General features: G+C 70.4%; 18 protein-coding genes. 5 read left to right on the top strand and 13 right to left on the bottom strand.

What is annotated here, in order from left to right; genetic code table 11:
- Positions 1-80: 80 nt before the first annotated feature.
- Together H181DRAFT_RS29620 and H181DRAFT_RS29625 are read left to right on the top strand one after the other, a co-directional pair.
- Positions 81-1,208, top strand: a complete 1,128-nt coding sequence (locus H181DRAFT_RS29620; protein ID WP_199810800.1) for a hypothetical protein — start codon at positions 81-83, stop codon at positions 1,206-1,208.
- Between the two features lie 54 nt (positions 1,209-1,262).
- Complete coding sequence (locus tag H181DRAFT_RS29625) at positions 1,263-1,592, top strand: hypothetical protein (protein WP_074467684.1); 330 nt, start codon at positions 1,263-1,265, stop codon at positions 1,590-1,592.
- Between the two features lie 114 nt (positions 1,593-1,706).
- Here H181DRAFT_RS29625 and H181DRAFT_RS02855 read toward each other — a convergent pair whose 3' ends face one another.
- Positions 1,707-2,303: a hypothetical protein gene (locus tag H181DRAFT_RS02855; protein ID WP_045862611.1), complete on the bottom strand. Its 597-nt coding sequence runs from the start codon at positions 2,301-2,303 to the stop codon at positions 1,707-1,709.
- 166 nt (positions 2,304-2,469) lie between these two features.
- Between H181DRAFT_RS02855 and H181DRAFT_RS02860 the strand changes: the two genes are divergently transcribed.
- The 3 genes from H181DRAFT_RS02860 (at position 2,470) to H181DRAFT_RS02870 (ending at position 5,600) form a co-directional block, all read left to right on the top strand.
- Positions 2,470-3,879 (top strand): sensor histidine kinase, encoded by a 1,410-nt coding sequence (locus H181DRAFT_RS02860; RefSeq protein WP_078895452.1) that lies wholly within the window; start codon positions 2,470-2,472, stop codon positions 3,877-3,879.
- On the top strand, positions 3,876-4,562 hold the full coding sequence (locus tag H181DRAFT_RS02865; protein WP_045862612.1) for a response regulator: 687 nt from the start codon (positions 3,876-3,878) through the stop codon (positions 4,560-4,562). The genes H181DRAFT_RS02860 and H181DRAFT_RS02865 overlap by 4 nt, the downstream gene beginning before the upstream one ends.
- 111 nt (positions 4,563-4,673) lie before the next feature.
- Complete coding sequence (locus H181DRAFT_RS02870; protein ID WP_045862613.1) at positions 4,674-5,600, top strand: AEC family transporter; 927 nt, start codon at positions 4,674-4,676, stop codon at positions 5,598-5,600.
- Positions 5,601-5,634: 34 nt separating this feature from the next.
- On the opposite strand, the gene H181DRAFT_RS02875 is transcribed toward H181DRAFT_RS02870, so the two are convergent.
- The 12 genes from H181DRAFT_RS02875 to H181DRAFT_RS02930 form a co-directional block, all read right to left on the bottom strand.
- Positions 5,635-6,213 carry a DUF2550 domain-containing protein gene (locus H181DRAFT_RS02875; RefSeq protein ID WP_368073247.1) on the bottom strand — a complete coding sequence of 193 codons (579 nt, stop codon included), beginning with the start codon at positions 6,211-6,213 and terminating at the stop codon, positions 5,635-5,637.
- A gap of 184 nt (positions 6,214-6,397) precedes the next feature.
- The gene (locus tag H181DRAFT_RS02880; protein ID WP_045862614.1) at positions 6,398-6,778 is read right to left on the bottom strand and encodes a F0F1 ATP synthase subunit epsilon; all 381 of its coding nucleotides are present in this window, start codon (positions 6,776-6,778) and stop codon (positions 6,398-6,400) included.
- Between the two features lie 105 nt (positions 6,779-6,883).
- The gene (gene atpD, locus H181DRAFT_RS02885; RefSeq protein WP_045862615.1) at positions 6,884-8,326 is read right to left on the bottom strand and encodes a F0F1 ATP synthase subunit beta; all 1,443 of its coding nucleotides are present in this window, start codon (positions 8,324-8,326) and stop codon (positions 6,884-6,886) included.
- 2 nt (positions 8,327-8,328) lie between these two features.
- On the bottom strand, positions 8,329-9,273 hold the full coding sequence (locus H181DRAFT_RS02890) for a F0F1 ATP synthase subunit gamma (protein ID WP_045862616.1): 945 nt from the start codon (positions 9,271-9,273) through the stop codon (positions 8,329-8,331).
- A 3-nt stretch (positions 9,274-9,276) separates the two neighbouring features.
- A complete protein-coding gene (atpA, locus tag H181DRAFT_RS02895; protein WP_045862617.1) occupies positions 9,277-10,848 on the bottom strand; it encodes a F0F1 ATP synthase subunit alpha in 1,572 nt (523 codons plus the stop codon).
- A gap of 117 nt (positions 10,849-10,965) precedes the next feature.
- Positions 10,966-11,781 (bottom strand): F0F1 ATP synthase subunit delta, encoded by an 816-nt coding sequence (locus H181DRAFT_RS02900; RefSeq protein WP_045862618.1) that lies wholly within the window; start codon positions 11,779-11,781, stop codon positions 10,966-10,968.
- Positions 11,778-12,320: a F0F1 ATP synthase subunit B gene (locus H181DRAFT_RS02905; RefSeq protein ID WP_045862619.1), complete on the bottom strand. Its 543-nt coding sequence runs from the start codon at positions 12,318-12,320 to the stop codon at positions 11,778-11,780. Before H181DRAFT_RS02905 ends, H181DRAFT_RS02900 begins: the two co-directional genes overlap by 4 nt.
- A 34-nt stretch (positions 12,321-12,354) precedes the next feature.
- Positions 12,355-12,594 (bottom strand): ATP synthase F0 subunit C, encoded by a 240-nt coding sequence (gene atpE / locus H181DRAFT_RS02910; RefSeq protein WP_045862620.1) that lies wholly within the window; start codon positions 12,592-12,594, stop codon positions 12,355-12,357.
- A gap of 77 nt (positions 12,595-12,671) precedes the next feature.
- A complete protein-coding gene (atpB, locus tag H181DRAFT_RS02915; RefSeq protein ID WP_045862621.1) occupies positions 12,672-13,505 on the bottom strand; it encodes a F0F1 ATP synthase subunit A in 834 nt (277 codons plus the stop codon).
- Between the two features lie 228 nt (positions 13,506-13,733).
- On the bottom strand, positions 13,734-14,186 hold the full coding sequence (locus H181DRAFT_RS02920; protein WP_045862622.1) for a Cg1360 family ATP-synthase-associated protein: 453 nt from the start codon (positions 14,184-14,186) through the stop codon (positions 13,734-13,736).
- A gap of 162 nt (positions 14,187-14,348) precedes the next feature.
- Positions 14,349-15,818: an MraY family glycosyltransferase gene (locus H181DRAFT_RS02925; RefSeq protein ID WP_045862623.1), complete on the bottom strand. Its 1,470-nt coding sequence runs from the start codon at positions 15,816-15,818 to the stop codon at positions 14,349-14,351.
- A 67-nt stretch (positions 15,819-15,885) separates the two neighbouring features.
- Entirely contained in the window at positions 15,886-16,569 is a 684-nt protein-coding gene (locus H181DRAFT_RS02930) for an arsenate reductase/protein-tyrosine-phosphatase family protein (RefSeq protein ID WP_107068671.1), read from the bottom strand.
- Positions 16,570-16,643 lie beyond the last annotated feature (74 nt).

Here is a 16,643-nt window from a genome sequence, read left to right on the forward strand (position 1 = left end):
GCCTCGATCAGCAGGCCCAGAACATCCGCTTTAGGGTGGAACGTGGGATTCGTACGCACCCGCTACATCCGGGAGCGACCATGAGCGACCAGGACCGCACCTCCGGCCGGGAGGAAGAGGACGACCGGAGCCGCGAGGTCGAGGAGTACGACGACTACGACGAGGGCTCCGGCTCGGATGAAGGCGACGACTACGGCTCGGAGTACGGCGACGAGCCGGAGGAGTCGCGGGACGGTTACCCCTCGGGCGTGCGGCGGCCGGAGCGCAACGACGAGCCCGACGTCCTCCTCGACGTGCCCCAGCTGCACGTCGACGAGATCGACCTCGAAGTCGAGGACCTGCGGGCCCGGGTCTCCCTGCAGGCCGAGGTCCTGGACATCCTGAAGCTCAACGTCGGCGCGGACGTCGAACTGGGCCGCGTGCACCTGGGCATCAAGGGCGTGGACGTACAGGCCCTGCTCAAGGTCCGGCTCGACAATGTCGCGCAGGTCATCGGCCGCGTCCTGACGACGATCGACCGCAACCCCCAGATCCTCGAACACCTCACCTCGGGCCTGGGCGCCGCCGCGAAGGAGATCGGCGGAGGCGCCGGAGAGGCCGTCGGAGAGCTCGGACGCGGGGCTTCGTCGGCGGTGGAGGACGTCGGCGAGGGCGCCGGCAAGGCCGTCGAGGACGTGGGCGAGGGTGCGGGCAGCGCCGTCGAGGACGTCGGCGAAGGCGCGGGCGAAGGGGTCAAGCAGGTCGGGCAGGGCGCCGGCAAGGCGGTCGAGGACGTGGGTGAGGGCGCGGGCAGCGCCGTCGAGGACGTCGGCGAAGGCGCCGGAGAGACGGCCAAGAACGTCGGCGAAGGCGCCGGAGAGACGGCCGAGAACGTCGGCGAGGGGGTCCGGGAGACCGCCGAGGACGTCGGCGAAGGCGCCGGAGAGACGGCCGAGAACGTCGGCGAGGGGGTCCGGGAGACCGCCGAGGACGTCGGCGAGGGCGCCCGGGAGACCGCCGAGAACGTCGGCGAGGGCGCGGGCAGAGCAGCCGGTGACGTCGGTAAGGGGGCGGGCAAGGTCATCGACGAGTCCGGTCGCACGGTGCGCAAGGCTGGCAAGACTGCCACCCGTACCGCGAAGAAGGCCGGCAAGACGGCGTCCGGCGGTTCGGAGGAGCGGCCCCGGCGGCGTCCCGCCCGCAGGCGCGACCGCGACGAACCGCCGTGAAACGGCCCCGGTGCGCAGGACGGCGGCTCTCCGGACATCGAGTTCTCGGCGTCGGTGCGGGCCGATGAGCTCCGCTTCGCCGACGAGCCCCGGACCGCGGTCCGCTTCCACGGGTCGCCCGGACGGGAGTCGACGTCACGCAGCGAGCGGACCAACCTGCCGGAGCGCGTCGAGGCGGGAACCGGCTACAGCGACGTACGGGTGGACTACCGGCTCGCGACGCGGCTGCGCGACCCGGGCGAGGCCCCTGACCCGGAGGACCCGGCCCGGGACACACCGGATCCGGGAACCGAGGGTCCGGCCGACACCGATGAGGGCGCCCCGGCCCCCTCGTCCCCGCCCCCGGACGCCGCCGCCGCGGCCCCCGATCCCGGCGAGCCGTAGCCGTCGCTCCCCCAGCAGTCGGCGCAGCCCACCTGCCCCGTACCGCAGGGCAGCGGCGAACGGCCCGGCACGGTGGGACGTCCCCACCCGCCGGGCCGCTCAACTCCCCCCGCCCTACAGGGCCTTGGTTCCCGTACCTGCCCCCGCCTGCGACTGCCCCTCGCCGGAGTGGTCGCCGTGCTTCGGGGTCTTGGGCCAGATCGTGTAGGAGAGCGCGATGATCACGCTGATGCCCACGACGAAGCCCATCTTCCCCTGCCACTCGCGCAGCGAGGCGCTCTGCCCCGGATCGCCCACGTACCAGACCGCAAGCTGCAGCAGGGCCGCGGCGATGGCGGCCGCTCCGACGGCCCGCGCGCACATCTTCCACTCGTGCACCGCCCTGGCCATGCCGTAACGCGGCGGGCCCGCCGGCCGCGGCCCGCCCGCGAACCGGTGCAGGACGTGCCCGTCCGCCCACTTGATCATGTAGTGGCCGTGCGTGACCGTGAAGCCGATGTAGACCGCCGCCAGGCCGTGCTTCCAGTCCGGTGCGGCGCCGTTGCGCAGGTCGACCGCCGTGACCACCAGCAGCACCACTTCCAGCAGCGGCTCGCAGAGCAGCACGGCGACACCGGCACGCGGCATCCGCGCCAGGTAGCGCAGCGCGAGGCCGGCCGCGAGCAGCAGCCAGAAGCCGACCTCGCAAATGACGATGAGCGTGACGATCACGCCTGCCTCCTCCGTCTCGGCTACGCCTCCAGCGTTCCAGCCGCCGGTGGGGCCGGGCGTCCTCACCGGCGACGATTCCCCCGCACCCGCACTGCATCCTTCGATGTACCGGCCTCGTCCGAAGCGGGGGACGCGCCGCACCGGGCGCCCGTGCTGAGATGGGTCCATGCCTGGCACGTCCCGCTCCCCGAACGCGCAGCCGCGCACCGCGGACGGCCCGCGATCCCTCGCCGCGCCGCGCCCCTCCACGGCCCCGCGCGAGGAGCCGCGCCGCGGAACGCATCTGCTCGACGTCCTGCGCCCGCACCGCGACGGCGTACTCGTCGCGCTCTCCGGGTTCGCCGGCGGCCTGATCCTGTGGAAGCTGGGCCTGTACAACACCCCTGCCGTGGGCCGACGTTACGGCGCCTGGCTGCTCGTACCGCTCGCCGTCATGTGCCTCACCGCGCTCGGCCGCAGGTCGGCCCAGCCGTGGGCCCTGGCGGTCGCGGTCGCGGCGCTCGCCGGGGATTTCATGATGGGCTCCCTGCTCGCCACCGTGATCGTCTTCACCGACATCGTCTACGCCGCCGTCCTGTACGGGCCGCCGCGCACCGCTCGTGCCGTGCTCCCGGGAAGCGTCGCCGTGACCGTGGCCGTCACGCTGGGTCTCGTGGCCGCGTTCCGCAAGCCGGAGACGCTGCTGCTGGGCGTGCTCTGCGCGGGGATCACCATCATGCCCGCGTGGACCGGTCTGGTCGTCCGCGACCACCGCAACGCGGCCGCCGCCGAACGGCTGCGCGCCGAACAGACGGCGCTGCTGGCCGAGATGGACCGCGTGCAGGCCGTCACCGCCGAACGCGCCCGCATGGCAAGGGAGTTGCACGACGTCGTCGCCAACCACCTCTCCGCCATCGCCATCCACTCCACGGCGGCCCTCTCGATGAGCGGCGCCGGGGAGCAGCAGGACGGCGGGGACGAGGGCGGTCCGGCGGGCACGTCCGACGGTTTCCGCGAGGCGGCGGGCGAGGCGCTCGGCGTCATCCGCCGGAACAGCGTGCAGGGGCTCGCGGAGATGCGCCGCCTCATCGGGCTGCTCCGGGACCCGCACGACGACGGGGCGCCGCCCACCTCCCCCACCCTGGCCGGACTCGACGCCCTCGTCGACCGGGCGCGCACCGGCGCGGCGGGCACCGGGCTGCGCTTCACACTGCGCGACGGCAGGGAGCCGGCGTCCGAGGAGCCGCCGCTGCCCGCACCGGTGGAGCTGGCCGCGTACCGCGTCGTCCAGGAGTCGCTGACCAACGCGCTCAAGCACGCGGGAGACGGCACGGTCGTGGTGGAGCTGCACCGCGAGCCCCGCGAGGCTGCCGCGTCAGCTCCCGCCCTCACGGTGCGCGTCACCAGCCCGCTGGACGGCGGCCGCCGCGGCACCGCCCCGCGCGCGCCGGGCTCCGGCGCGGGCCTCATCGGCATGCGCGAACGCGTGGAGCTGCTCGGCGGCGAGCTGTGCGCGGGCCCCGCGGCGGACACCGGGGGTGCCGCGGTGTGGGAGGTCACGGCCGAACTGCCCGTCGACGAGAGGAGTCTCCAGTGAGGGACGAGACCGGCGCCCCGCCGCCCGTCCGGGTGCTCGTCGCCGAGGATCAGCAGGCCGTACGGGCCGGTCTCGTCCTGATCCTGCGCCACGCCAGGGGCATCGAGGTCGCCGGAGAAGCCGGCGACGGCGAGGAGGCGGTACGGCTCGCCCGCGAACTCCGCCCGCACGTCGTCCTCATGGACGTCCAGATGCCCCGGCTCGACGGCGTCACGGCCACGGAACGCATCACCCGGGAGCAGCTGGCGGACGTGCTGGTGCTGACGACGTTCGACCTCGACGAGTACGTCTTCGGCGCGCTGCGCGCCGGAGCGGCCGGTTTCCTCCTCAAGGACAGCGAGGCGGCACAGGTGGTGGAGGCCGTACGGACCGTCGCCCGCGGTGAGGGGATGGTCGCACCGGCCGTGACCCGGCGCCTCATCGCGGAGTTCGCCCGCCCCGGCGGGCGAAGCCCCGCGGCCGCTCGTCCGTGCCCTCCGGGGCTCGACGAGCTCACCCCCCGCGAACGGGAAGTGCTCGGCTGTCTCGGCGCGGGCCTCTCCAACGCGGAGGCGGCAGCCCGGCTGGGAATGGCGGAGGCCACGGTGAAGACCCACGTCAGCCGGCTGCTGGCCAAGCTCGGCCTGCGCAGCCGCACCCAGGCCGCCGTCCTCGCCCAGGAGTCGGGCATCACCGGGGGCTGAGCCGTCGCCGCCTGCCCGCCTCCCGAGGGCACCCGTCTACGGGGACGGATGTACGGACACGGACAATTGCAGGATGCACCAACTGACGTCCGGGACGCGGAGCCGTCCGTCATGACCGGAGTGCTCACGGGGTTCGCGGTGATCGCATGCGTCATCGGCACCGGCTACGTACTCGGCCGGCACGGGCTCCTGGGGGCCAACGGTCCCGAGGTCCTCACCAAGCTCGCCTTCCACGTCGCGACTCCCGCGCTCCTCTTCGAGACCATGGCCCGGGCCGACCTCACGGCGCTCACCTCAGGACCGCTGCTGATCACGGCGCTCAGCACCTTCGCCGTCGCCGGGGTCTACCTGGGTGTGGCGGCCCTGCGCCACTGGCCGCCCGGCGAGAGCACCGTCGGAGCGATGTGCGCCGGCTACGTCAACGCGGGCAACCTGGGGATTCCCGTCGCCGCGTACGTACTGGGCGACGCCACGCTGATGGCGCCGATCATCCTGTTCCAGCAGCTCGTGATCTCCCCCGTCGCGCTCACGGCACTCGATGTCTTCTCGGAGCGGTCCGGGCAGCGCGGCGGCGTCGTGCGGCGCCTGACGACACCGTTCCGCAATCCGGTCGTCGTCGGCTCCCTGACGGGAGTGGCGGTGGCGGCCACCGGGCTCACCCTCCCCGGGCCGGTGCTCGAACCGTTCCAGCTGGTGGGCGCCGTGTCCGTGCCGGCCGTGCTGCTGGCCTTCGGGATGTCCCTGCGCGGCAGCGCGGTCCTCTCCAGGGAGCACGAGCGGCTGCCGATCGTACTGGCGGTGGTGTGCAAAGCCGTCGGACAGCCGCTGGTGGCGTGGGCGATCGGGGCGGGAGCCTTCGGACTGACGGGACGGGCGCTCTTCGCCGTGGTGGTCACCTCCGCGCTGCCGTCGGCGCAGAACCTGTTCACCTATGCGTCGCGGTACGGCCTCGGTACGCGGCTCGCCAGGGAGTCCATCCTGCTCTCCACGCTGGCGGCGGCACCCGTGCTGGTGCTTGTCGCCGCGCTCCTCGGCTGAGCGGGGCTTCGCAGACCGATTCGGCGCGGGCGGCTCAGGCCACGTTGACGCGCTGGCCGGGCGGTGCCGCCTCCAGCCAGGCGAGGAAGCCCGTCAGCGCGTCCTCGCTCATGGCCAGCTCGACCCGCGTGCCGTGCAGGGAGCAGGCCAGGATCACCGCGTCGGAGAGGAGCGCCAGCTCCTCCTCGCCCTCGGGGCGGCGGCGCTGGATGACCTCGATCAGGTTGCGTTCCAGGAAGCGGCGGGGGCGCGGCGCGTAGGAGAAGACGCGGAACCACTCGATCTGGTCACCGTTGTAGCGGGCGATGCCGTACGCCCAGCCCTTGCCCCCGTGCCCCCGGTCATGTTCGCGGCCGTGTTCGCGTTCGCGCCCGTGTTCACGGCCGTGCTCGCGTTCACGGCCGTGTTCGAGCCCGCCGTCACGGCCTCGCGCCTGGTCGTCGTGCGCCGTCTCGTCGGCGTACACAGCGGGCTCCGGGGCGTCCCACCGCAGATTGCAGTCGAAAGTGCCGCCGGAACGCTGCAGCAGCCGGCGGCGCACCCCGAAAGCGAACAGGCCCGCCAGCGCCAGCAGCAGGGCCGCGCCGCACAGGGACAGAACGAGGACCATCATCACCGACCTCCTCGCACTCTCTCGTACCGCATGTGACGCGGTGACCCCGGGACCGCCGGATCTCGTGGATCCCCCGTTCCCCTCTGTATGGGCTCAGCCGCGGGCCGATCCGGGGTCACCCGGACCAGCCCGCGGCTGAGCTTCGTACCAGTCGTGCCGGACGTCGCGCCCGGCGTCGGGCGCCTCAGCGGCCCGCCGCCGCACGCACACGGACCTCGGCGCGCCGCTCGGCGGCCGCGTCGGCCTCCGACTTCGCCCGCTCCAGGGCCCGCTCCGCCCGCTCGACGTCGATCTCGTCCGCAAGCTCCGCGATCTCCGCGAGCAGCGACAGCTTGTCGTCCGCGAAGGAGAGGAACCCGCCGTGCACCGCGGCGACGACCGAGCCCTCACCGCTTTCGCCCGCTGTGCGGATGGTGACCGAACCCGGCTCCAGCACGCCGAGCAGCGGCTGGTGGCCGGGCATGACGCCGATGTCGCCCGAAGTGGTGCGCGCGACGACCAGGCTGGCCTCGCCCGACCAGACCTGACGGTCCGCGGCGACCAACTCGACGTGCAGCTCAGCCACAGTGGCTCCTTCGTAGGTTAGGAAAAGGATAAGGGGTGCGGAGGCGGGGACGGACCGAGGGCTGTCGCACCCCGGGCCGGCCCCGCCGACCGTACGGGCCTGGCGTCAGGAGACGCCCAGTTCCTTGGCCTTGGCCTTGAGGTCCTCCAGGCCACCGCACATGAAGAACGCCTGCTCCGGGAAGTGGTCGTACTCGCCGTCGGCGATCGCGTTGAAGGCCGCGATCGACTCGTCCAGCGGCACGTCCGAGCCGTCCAGGCCGGTGAACTGCTTCGCCGCGTGGGTGTTCTGCGACAGGAAGCGCTCGATACGGCGGGCCCGGCTGACGGTGAGCTTGTCCTCCTCGGAGAGCTCGTCGATGCCGAGAATCGAGATGATGTCCTGGAGGTCCTTGTACTTCTGCAGGATCCCGATGACGCGCTGGGCGCAGTCGTAGTGGTCCTGCGAGATGTAGCGCGGGTCCAGGATGCGGGACGTCGAGTCCAGCGGGTCCACCGCCGGGTAGATGCCCTTCTCCGAGATCGGCCGGGAGAGGACGGTGGTCGCGTCGAGGTGCGCGAACGTCGTCGCCGGGGCCGGGTCGGTGAGGTCGTCCGCGGGCACGTAGATCGCCTGCATCGAGGTGATGGAGTGACCACGCGTCGAGGTGATGCGCTCCTGGAGCACACCCATCTCGTCCGCCAGGTTCGGCTGGTAGCCCACCGCGGAGGGCATGCGGCCGAGCAGCGTGGAGACCTCGGAACCGGCCTGCGTGAAGCGGAAGATGTTGTCGATGAAGAACAGCACGTCCTGCTTCTGCACATCGCGGAAGTACTCCGCCATGGTCAGACCGGCCAGCGCGACCCGGAGACGGGTGCCCGGCGGCTCGTCCATCTGCCCGAAGACCAGCGCGGTCTGCGGGAGGACGCCCGACTCGGCCATCTCGTCGATGAGGTCGTTGCCCTCACGCGTACGCTCGCCCACACCCGCGAAGACGGAAACACCCTCGTGCAGCTTCGCCACACGCATGATCATTTCCTGGATGAGGACGGTCTTGCCGACGCCGGCGCCGCCGAACAGGCCGATCTTGCCGCCCTTGACGTACGGGGTCAGCAGGTCGACGACCTTCAGGCCCGTCTCGAACATCTCGGTCTTCGACTCGAGCTGGTCGAAGGCGGGGGCCTTGCGGTGGATCGGCCAGCGCTCGGTGACCTCGGACTCGGCCTCCGGCTCGTTGAGGATCTTGCCGAGGGTGTTGAAGACCCGGCCCTTGGTGACGTCGCCGACGGGAACGGTGATGCCGTTGCCGGTGTCGGTCACCTCGGCCTGGCGGACCAGGCCGTCGGTCGGCTCCATCGCGATGGCGCGGACGACGCCCTCGCCGAGGTGCTGGGCGACCTCGAGGGTGAGGGTCTTCTTCTTGCCGGCCTCGGCGGGGTCGGCGATGTCGACCGTCAGCGCGTTGTAGATGTCCGGCATGGCGTCGACGGGGAACTCCACGTCGACGACCGGGCCGATGACCCGTGCGACGCGGCCCGCCGCCGTGGCCTGCTCAACAGTAGTGGTCATGGTTAGCGGTCACTCCCCGCAGAAGCGTCAGCCAGCGCGCTCGCGCCACCGACGATCTCGCTGATTTCCTGGGTGATGTCGGCCTGGCGGGCCGCGTTGGCAAGCCGCGTCAGCGACTTGATGAGCTCCTCGGCGTTGTCCGTCGCCGACTTCATCGCGCGCCGCGTGGCGGCGTGCTTCGAAGCGGCGGCCTGCAACAGCGCGTTGTAGATGCGGCTCTCGACGTACCGCGGCAGCAGCGCGTCGAGCACCTCCTCCGCAGAAGGCTCGAAGTCGTACAGCGGCCTGATCTCGGGCCCCTTCTTGATGTGGCCCTCGATGACCTCCGCCGACTCCTCCGCCGTCTCCTTGAGGCTCAGCGGAAGCATCCGGTCCTTGACCGGCGTCTGCGTCATCATCGACACGAACTCGGTGTAGACGATGTGGAGTTCGTCAACGCTGTGCTCGGCGCCCCGCTCGGCCTGGATCGCCTCGATCAGTGGCTCGGCCACCGCCTTGGCGTCGGCGTACGTGGGGTTGTCCGTGAAGCCGGACCACGACTTGGCGATCGAACGCTCACGGAAGCGGTAGTACGTCACACCGCGGGTACCCACGATGTAGTTGACGACCTCTTTCCCCTCCCCGATCAGCCGGTTGGTGAGCTGGTCGGCCGCCTTGATGGCGTTGGAGTTGTAGCCGCCGGCCAGACCGCGGTCGCTCACGATGAGCAGTACCGCGGCCCGCGTCGGCCTCTCCACCTCGGTGGTGAGCGGGTGCTCGACGTTCGAGCCCGTGGCGACCGCGGTCACCGCGCGGGTGAGCTCGGTCGAGTACGGCTGGGACGCCGCCACCCTGCGCTGCGCCTTGACGATGCGCGAGGCGGCGATCATCTCCATCGCCCTGGTGATCTTCTTGGTCGCTTTGACGGACTTGATCCGCCGCTTGTAGACCCTGGTCTGAGCACCCATGGCTCAGTCCTCGCCCAGGAGCTTGCCGTCCGAGGTCTCGAACTGCTTCTTGAAGGCGTCCACCGCGTCGCCGAGCGCCTGGACCGTGTCGTCGGACATCTTGCCGCCCTCGACGATGCTGGTCAGCAGGCCCTTGTGCTCGCGGTGCATGTACTCCAGCAGTTCGCGCTCGAACTTGCGGATGTCCTCGACCGGCACGTCGTCCATCTTGCCGCTGGTGCCCGACCAGACGGAGACGACCTGGTCCTCGGTCGAGAAGGGGTTGTACTGCGGCTGCTTCAGCAGCTCCGTCACGCGCTTACCGCGCTCGAGCGCGCCCTTCGAGGCGTCGTCCAGGTCGGAACCGAAGGCGGCGAACGCCTCCAGCTCGCGGTACTGGGCGAGGTCCACACGGAGCGAACCGGTGATCTGGCGGATCGCCTTGTGCTGCGCGGAACCACCCACACGGGAGACGGAGATACCCACGTTCAGCGCCGGGCGCTGGCCCGCGTTGAACAGGTCGGACTCCAGGAAGCACTGCCCGTCGGTGATGGAGATGACGTTGGTCGGAATGAACGCCGACACGTCGTTCGCCTTCGTCTCGACGATCGGCAGACCCGTCATCGAGCCCTTGCCCATGTCGTCGGAGAGCTTCGCGCAGCGCTCCAGCAGCCGGGAGTGCAGGTAGAAGACGTCGCCCGGGTAGGCCTCACGGCCCGGCGGGCGGCGAAGCAGCAGGGACACGGCGCGGTAGGCGTCGGCCTGCTTGGTCAGGTCGTCGAAGACGACGAGGACGTGCTTGCCCTGGTACATCCAGTGCTGGCCGATCGCGCTGCCGGTGTAGGGCGCGATGTACTTGAAGCCGGCCGGGTCGGACGCGGGGGCGGCGACGATCGTCGTGTACTCCAGCGCGCCGGCCTCCTCCAGCGCACCGCGCACGGACGCGATGGTGGAGCCCTTCTGGCCGATGGCGACGTAGATGCAGCGGACCTGCTTGTCCGGGTCGCCGGTGCGCCAGTTGTCGCGCTGGTTGATGATCGTGTCGACGCAGAGCGCCGTCTTGCCGGTCTGCCGGTCGCCGATGATCAGCTGACGCTGGCCGCGGCCGATCGGGGTCATGGTGTCGACGGCCTTGTAGCCCGTCTCCATCGGCTCGTGCACCGACTTGCGGTCCATGACCGAAGGGGCCTGGAGTTCGAGGGCGCGGCGGCCCTCGGACTCGATCTCGCCGAGGCCGTCGACGGGGGCACCCAGCGGGTCCACGACGCGGCCGAGGTAGCCGTCGCCGACCGGAACCGACAGGACCTCGCCGGTGCGGCGCACCTGCTGGCCCTCCTCGATGCCGCTGAACTCACCGAGGACCACCGCACCGACCTCGCGCTCCTCGAGGTTGAGGGCGAGGCCGAGGGTGCCGTCCTCGAACTTCAGCAGCTCGTTAGCCATGGCCGAGGGCAGTCCCTCGACCTTCGCGATGCCGTCGCCGGCAACGCTGACCGTCCCGACCTCTTCGCGCGAGGCCGCGTCCGGCTCGTACGACTGGACGAAATTCTCCAGCGCGTCCCGGATCTCATCCGGCCGGATCGTGAGCTCCGCCATCTGGGTTCCCTGCTCTCCTTGTTGGGACCGTATCGATCTTCTACGGCCCAACTCGGGCCGCTAAGTGATGCTGTTGAGTTGGTGAGCGCGGGCTGCGCCCCGGCGCCGTGCCGGAACTCAGCCCGCCATGCGGCGCTCCGCCTCGCCGAGGCGGTCCGCGATCGAGCCGTTGATGACCTCGTCACCGACGCGCACCGTGATCCCGCCGAGGACCGCGGGGTCCACGTCGAGGTTCAGGTGCATCCGGCGGCCGTACAGGCTCGCCAGCGCCGACCCGAGGCGCTCCTTCTGCCGGTCGCTCAGCGGAACCGCCGAGGTGACGACGGCCACCGAGCGGTCGCGCCGCTCCGCGGCCAGCTTGGAGAGGGCCTCCAGGCCACCTTCCAGGCTACGTCCGCGGGGCTGGCTCACGAGACGCGTGACCAGGCGCTCCGTCGCGGGCCTCGCCTTGCCGTCCAGCAGCGTGTGCAGCAGCCGGGCCTTGGCCTCGGCCGACGCGCTGGGGTTGGCGAGTGCCGCGCGCAGCTCGGGGGACGAGGAGACCGTCCGGGAGAACCGGAACAGCTCGTCCTCCGTCTCCTCCAGCGAGCCGTCCCGCTCCGCGGCGACGAGGTCGGCGTAGTCCGCCAGCATCTCGACGGAGTCGACGAAGTCACGCGTCGCCGACCAGCGGGAGCGCACCATGCCCGAGAGCAGGTCGACGACGGGGCCGCCGACCTTGCCGCCGAGCACGTTCCCGACCAGTTCGGCCTTGCGCTCACCGCTCCGCGACGGGTCGCTCAGGACCCGGCGCAGGGACACCTCGCGGTCGAGCAGCGCTGTCACGGCGGCCAGCTCGTCGGCGAGCTGCACGGCGTCGACCGACGTGTTGTCGGTCAGTGCCGTCAGGCTCTCGCGGGCGGCGGCCTGTGCGTCACGGCTCGCGCCGTTCATCGGGCGGCCTCGGCCTTCTCCTCGAGCTCGTCGAGGAAGCGGTCGATCGTGCGGCTCTGGCGCGCGTGGTCGTCGAGGGACTCCCCGACGAGCTTGCCGGCCAGGTCCGTGGCGAGCTTGCCCACGTCCTGGCGCAGCGCCTGAGCGGCCTGCTTGCGGTCGGCCGCGATCTGGGCGTGGCCGGCCGCGATGATCTCCTCACGCTGGCGCTGGCCTTCCGCGCGCATCTCCGCGATGAGCGTGGCGCCCTGCTCCTGCGCCTCGGAGCGCAGACGCGCGGCCTCGTGCCGTGCCTCGGCGAGCTGGTCCTTGTACTGCTTGAGGACCTCTGCGGCTTCTTCCTGAGCCGCCTCAGCCTGCTCGATACCACCCTCGATGGCCTCTCGGCGCTGCTCCAGAACCTTGTTGATGTTCGGGAGCAGCTTCTTCCAGAGGAAGAAGAAGACGATGGCGAAAGCGATCAGGCCGATGGCGAGCTCTGGGATCGGCGGGACGAGGGGGTTCTGCTCCTCGGCCGCCTGGTGTACCAGGGCGATCACATCAGTGCCTTTCGTCGGGGGCTGCTCGGCGCGATTACTTGATGCCGTAGACGAACGGCATGACGATGCCGATGAGGGCCAGCGCCTCACAGAAGGCGAAACCGAGGATCTGGTTCTGCCGGATCAGACCAGCGGCCTCGGGCTGGCGGGCGAGGGCCTGGGTGCCGTTACCGAAAACGATGCCGACGCCGATGCCGGGGCCGATGGCCGCGAGGCCGTAGCCGATGGAGCCGATGGAACCGGAGACGGCGGCGAGGTTCTGGAGAGCGGACATGCCGTTTCTTCCTTCTGTTTCACGGACCGGTGGGGGTTGGCCACCGGACAACTGAGTGGTCGTGTGGGCAGGGTTGCTCAGTGGTGCTCGGCGAGCGCGCCCTCGATGTAGCTGCACGCAAGGAGCACGAAGACGTACGCCTGGACAGCCTGGATGAACAGCTCGAAGGCGGTCATCGCGATGGTCATCAGGAACGAGACGCCCGCGTAGGCGATGCCGATGCCGTTGAGCATGTACCAGGTGGCGATCGTGAACATCACGATCAGCAGGTGACCGGCGAACATGTTGGCGAAGAGCCGCACCGCGTGCGTGAAGGGCCGCACCAGCAGGTTCGAGAAGAACTCGATGGTCATGCTCATCGGCAGGACCGGGCCGAGCGACTTGTCGTAGCCGGTGAAGTTCTTGAAGGCACCGACGAATCCGTGCCGCTTGAAGGTCAGGCCCACCCACAGGATGTAGACGATCAGCGCCAGACCCATGGGGTACGAGATGATCGACGTCACCGGGAACTGGGCGAGCGGGATGACCGACCAGAGGTTCATCACCCAGACGAAGAAGAAGAGGGAGACCATCAGGGGGACGTACTTCTCGCCCTCCTTCTTGCCGATGGTCTCGTAGACGATCCCGCGGCGGATGAAGTCGTACCCCGCCTCGCCGATCATCTGGAGCTTGCCCGGCACGATCTTGGGCTTGCTGAACGCGGCCCAGAAGAACCAGAGGATCGCGACCGTCCCCAACACCGCCAGCAGCATCGTCTTGTTGATGTCGACGCCGCCGACGTTGGCGATCGGTTTGAAGACGAAGGAGTGCAGGCCCGGCGAGACTTCATTGAAGCCACATCCACCGAAAAGGTGGCAATCGGTGTCGAAGGCGAGCATCTGGTCAGCACTCACCGCGAACTCCTTCTGCATGGCGCATGGATACGGCTACCTCGATGTGTCGGCGCGGCGCACGGCCACGGAGCGGCACTGGACTGTTCTTACGAATTCGGGAGCGGCGGCTTCTCAGCGAGGAGGGCCGCCCGTTCCGTCCCTGGGGAAGGGCGAACTCAGCCGCCTGCGCCTGCTGCACCGCAGTTGGGAACGGACGATAGCAGTTGCCGGAGCGGTCGCTTATCTCGGCCCTACCTCTGCTGGGGGTCACGGCTTCACCCCCGTCGCCGCGGCCGTCTTGTCCTCACCGCCGGCGCTTGCGGACGAATCGGGTTCCACGTAGAGGATCTTCGCCTTCATGTGCGCCCGCGCCTGTGCGGCGACCCACACGAGAGCGGCGGCGAGCAGCGAGAAGGCGAACGCCTTGGTGTCGAACAGGGTGGTCTCCCTGAAGAAGATCAACACCAGGGCCAGCAACAGGATCTGCGTCGTGTAGAGCAGCAGCCCCATCGCCTGGAAGAGATGCGGCAGGGACTTCGCGGTGCGCTGCAGCACGACGAGGCCCATCCCCATGAAGAGGATCACCACAGTGGCACCGGCGGCCGCGCCGATGGCGCCCTTGCTGCCCGTGAGCACGGCACTCACGACTGCGGCCACGACACCTGCGAGGGCGGTCGGGACGGCGCAGTGCAAGAGCATGCGAGCGTCGTTCGACTGCATGGGAGTTGCTCCGAAGATCGGGGGTGAGTGTCGTCCTGGACGACCGTCTCCCCGGCGCGAAGGAGGAGCGGACCTCACGCCGAAGACCGTCGCACTACGGTCCTTCGGCCCCCTCGCCGGGTTTCGTGAACGGTATCACAAACTATTTGATGAGGTCTTTACCTACTTGGTGTGCTGGCCGTCACACGACGGCTCTGAACTGCGCGTCCCCTGCTGGCGGTTGCCCCCGAGAGCGGTGGCGCCATTGAGCCCCGCGAAGGCCGGCTGGGGCTGCCGAGGGCCCTTCCCGGCGCCCGCCTCCGCGGTCTCCGCCTCCGCGCCCTCCGCCTCCGCGGCAGCCGCCGCTTCGGACTCGGCCCCGGACTCTGCCTTCCCGGACTCCGACTCGAGCTTCAGATCGGCGGATTCCGGGCCTTCCTCGGAAAGTTGAACATTCCCCTCATCAGGGGGCGAAGCGCTTTCGATCTTCTGCCGGTACCGCGGCGGCACGAACGCGTGGGCCCAGCCCGGCACTCGGGGAGTGAAGCGCGGCATCAGCAGCACGACCAGACCGATGGCGCACAGGACGACGACGGCCAGGACGATCACCATGCTCGCCGACTGCACCGAGAACGCGACGGCGCCGAAGGCGATCAGCGCCGACCAGAAGTACATGATCAGCACGGCGCGGCTGTGCGAGTGCCCGATCTCCAGCAGACGGTGGTGGAGATGGCCCTTGTCGGCCGCGAACGGCGACTCCCCCCGCCACGTCCTGCGCACGATCGCCAGCACCAGGTCCGCGACCGGGATCGCGATGATCGTCAACGGCAGCAGCAGCGGCATGTAGAGCGGCACCATCTGGTGCACCGCCGCCCGTACGGACCGGGTGTGCTCCACCACGAGGTCCGGGTCGACCTGGCCGGTGATGGAGACGGCTCCCGCGGCCAGTACGAGTCCGATCAGCATCGAGCCCGAGTCGCCCATGAAGATGCGCGCCGGATGCATGTTGTGCGGCAGGAAGCCCAGGCACATGCCCATGAGGACGGCCGCGAACAGGGTCGCCGGGGCCGCGGCCTCGATGCCGTAGCCGTACCAGATCCTGTACGCGTACATGAAGAACGCCGCGGCGGCGATGGTGACCATGCCGGAGGCCAGGCCGTCCAGCCCGTCCACGAAGTTGACGGCGTTGATCGTGATCACGACCAGCGCGACCGTGAGCAGCGTGCCCTGGAGCTGGGTCAGGGCGACGTTGCCCACGCCCGGCACCGGCAGCCACAGGATGGTGAGCCCCTGGAGCACCATCACGCCCGCCGCGATCATCTGCCCGCCGAGCTTGACGAGCGCGTCGACGCCCCACTTGTCGTCGAGGACGCCCAGCAGCCAGATCAGCCCCGCCCCGGAGAGCAGCGCGCGAGGTTCGTCGGACAGGACGAACAGCTCGCCGATGTTGGTGAGTTGGGAGGCCACGAGAAGCCCCGCGCACAGCCCGCCGAACATGGCGATGCCGCCCAGGCGCGGAGTCGGCTCGCGGTGCACGTCGCGCGCCCTGATCTGCGGCATCGCTCCCGCGGCGATGGCGAACTTCCGCACCGGCCCGGTCAGCAGATAGGTGACCGCTGCCGTGACGCAGAGCGTCAGCAGGTATTCACGCACGGGCTCCCCAGAGGTTTGCTTGCTCCTTGGCCCCACACCCTAAGACACCTGCCCGCCACCGGCGGTTTCACATGTGGGGGTGCATCCTGGCGGGAACGCCCGTCAGCGCCGTGACGACCGGTTCGAGTGCTTTGTTGATTTCCTCACCCACGGAGCGGAAGTACGGGATCGGCGCCCCGTACGGATCGTAGATCTCGTCCGCCTCGGGACTCGGTGCCAGCAGCCATCCGCGCAGCGCGGCAGCGGCCTGCACCAGGGCGTTCGCCCTCTCGACGACGCCCTGCGCCGAACCCGCGTCCGGAAGCGTGGCGGCGTCTATGGCCTTCACCAGGCGCGTGAACTCCTTCAGCGTGAAGGTGCGCAGCCCCGCCGAGTGCCCCATGGAGACGACCTGCGCACGGTGGTCGCGGGTCGCGGTCAGCACGAGATCGGCACGGATGACGTGCTCGTCCAGCAGCTCCCGGCCGCGGAAGCCTTCGGGGTCCGCCCCGAGCTCCAGCAGCACCTCGGCGGCGTGCTCCTCCATGGGCGCGCCCTCGTGCCCCCAGGTGCCCGCGCTCTCGACGACGATGCCGCCGCTGCGCCCGTCCCCCAGCCGCTCCGCCAGGGCATGCCGCGTCAGCCGCTCGGTCAGCGGCGAGCGGCAGACGTTGCCGGTGGAGACGTGGAGGATGCGGAAGGTGCCATCGGTGCCGCTTATGCCGCCGGGGTCCGCGGTGCCACGCCCGTGCGGGGTGCTCACTGCAGGCATCTCCAGGCCCGGCGGGCGTTCGTCGGGGCCGTGTGCGCCGTGCGGGATGCCGCGCGGCCGGTACGGGGGCGGAC

The organism is Streptomyces sp. WMMB 714, from assembly GCF_900090125.1.
Taxonomy (GTDB): domain Bacteria; phylum Actinomycetota; class Actinomycetes; order Streptomycetales; family Streptomycetaceae; genus Streptomyces; species Streptomyces daqingensis.